Below are 1,954 nucleotides of genomic sequence, written 5' to 3'. Positions count from 1 at the left end.
GGAGCCGCCCGCCCCGCCGCCGGAGCCGCCCGGGGCGCCGTTCTCCCCGTCGGGGCCGCCGTCGGACGGGCTGGACGCGCGGCCGCCCGCTGAGCCGGTGGTGTGGCCGTTCCCGCCGGTCGAGAAGGTACAGCCGGTCGCCATGACGGCGACGGCCGCGGCTACGAGCGACCCTTGGAGGATCCTTGACATCTGCTCTCCCATAAGCGTGGTCGGCGGGGCAGGGCCGTGGCCAAGCGGCTCTCGTCGAAGCAGCCGCTTGGCGCCCCCGTCGGCCCCGTCCCGCCCTTTCGCGATACACGGAGTGAGATGCCGGAATCGGCTGACTTGTTCGTAGGTGTTGCGCATGAGGTGAGGACGTCGCGGGGTCGGGTAACGGCCAGGTATGTCTGTCGCGCAGAATCCCCCGTCCGCCAAGCACATCGTGATCGTCGGCGGAGGCTACGTCGGCATGTACACCGCGCTGCGGCTGCAGCGCCGGCTGCGCCGGGAGATGCGGCGCGGCGAGGTCGCCGTCACCGTCATCGACCCGCAGTCGTACATGACCTACCAGCCGTTCCTCCCCGAGGCCGCCGCCGGGAACCTCGAACCCCGGCACGTCGTCGCGCCGCTGCGCCGCGTCCTGAAACGCTGCCGGCTCCTCAACGGGCGGGTCGTGGGCATCTCCGCCGAGCGCGGCGTGGTGACCGTGTGCCCGGCCGGCGCCGACGAGACCCGTCGGGAGGACCTGCGGGAGGTGCCCTACGACCGCCTCGTCGTGGCGCTCGGCTCCATCTCGCGGACGCTGCCGATCCCCGGCCTGGCCGAGTGCGGGATCGGGTTCAAGACCGTCGAGGAGGCCATCTACCTGCGCAACCACGTGCTGCAGCGGCTGGACATCGCCGCGTCCAACGACGACCCCGAGGTGCGGCGGCGGGCGCTGACGTTCGTGTTCGTCGGCGGCGGGTTCGCCGGCGTCGAGGCGCTCGCGGAGCTGGAGGACATGGCGCGCGACGCCTGCCGCTGGTATCCGCCCGTCCGGCGCGAGGACATGCGCTGGATGATGGTCGAGGCCGCCGACCGCATCCTGCCCGAGGTCGGCCCGGAGATGGGCCGCTGGACGGTCGAGGCGCTGCGCGGCCGGGGCATCGAGGTGAAGCTCGGGACGCTGCTGAAGTCCGCCGAGGACGGCCGGATCGTGCTCAGCGACGGCGAGCAGTTCGACGCGGGCACCCTGGTCTGGACCGCCGGGGTCAAGCCCCACCCCATGCTCCGCGACACCGACCTCCCGCTGGACGACAAGGGCCGGGTGAAGGCCACCGCCGAGCTCACCGTCGAGGGCCGCCCCGAGATCTACACCGCCGGCGACAACGCGCGGGTGCCCGACCTCAGCGGCACCGGCGAGTTCACCGCGCCGAACGCGCAGCACGCCGTCCGCCAGGCCCGCACGCTGGGCGACAACCTCGCCGCCGACCTGCGGGGGAAGCCCCTGAAGCCCTACAAACACGCCTACGTCGGCTCGGTCGCCGGGCTCGGCCTCCACAAGGGCGTGGCGAACGTCTACGGCGTGAAGCTGCGCGGCCTGCCCGCCTGGTTCATGCACCGCACCTACCACCTCTCCCGGATGCCCACGGTCAACCGCAAGTTCCGCGTCACCCTCGACTGGACGCTCGCCCTCTTCTTCCGCCGCGAGATCGTGTCCCTCGGCGAACTGGCCAGCCCCCGCGCCGAATTCGAACTGGCCACCGACCACCGCCCCAAGCCGAGCTGACCCTGCCGGGCCCCCACTGCCGCCCTCACCGCCGGCCCCCGCCAACCCCGACGGCCCGAGCCCAGCCCAACGCCCCCACCAAGCCTCAGCGCGTGCGCGAAGTCCGGTGCGTGCACGAAGTCCGGCGCGTGCGCCAAGCCCGGCGCGTGCGCCAAGCCCGGCGCGTGCGCCAAGCCCGGCGCGTGCGCCAAGCCCGGCGCGTGC

Annotated in this window: 1 protein-coding gene; it reads left to right on the top strand. The window is 73.3% G+C overall.

Features of this window, described 5'->3' with window-relative positions; translation table 11 throughout:
• Positions 1-385 precede the first annotated feature (385 nt).
• Positions 386-1,750 carry an NAD(P)/FAD-dependent oxidoreductase gene (locus DZF91_RS24470; protein WP_117359628.1) on the top strand — a complete coding sequence of 455 codons (1,365 nt, stop codon included), beginning with the start codon at positions 386-388 and terminating at the stop codon, positions 1,748-1,750.
• Positions 1,751-1,954: the final 204 nt, after the last annotated feature.

Source organism: Actinomadura logoneensis, assembly GCF_003428695.1.
In the GTDB taxonomy this organism is placed as follows: Bacteria; Actinomycetota; Actinomycetes; order Streptosporangiales; family Streptosporangiaceae; genus Spirillospora; species Spirillospora logoneensis.
The sequence above is the reverse complement of the archived record's forward strand: the minus strand, read 5'-3'. Positions and strand labels throughout refer to the sequence as shown.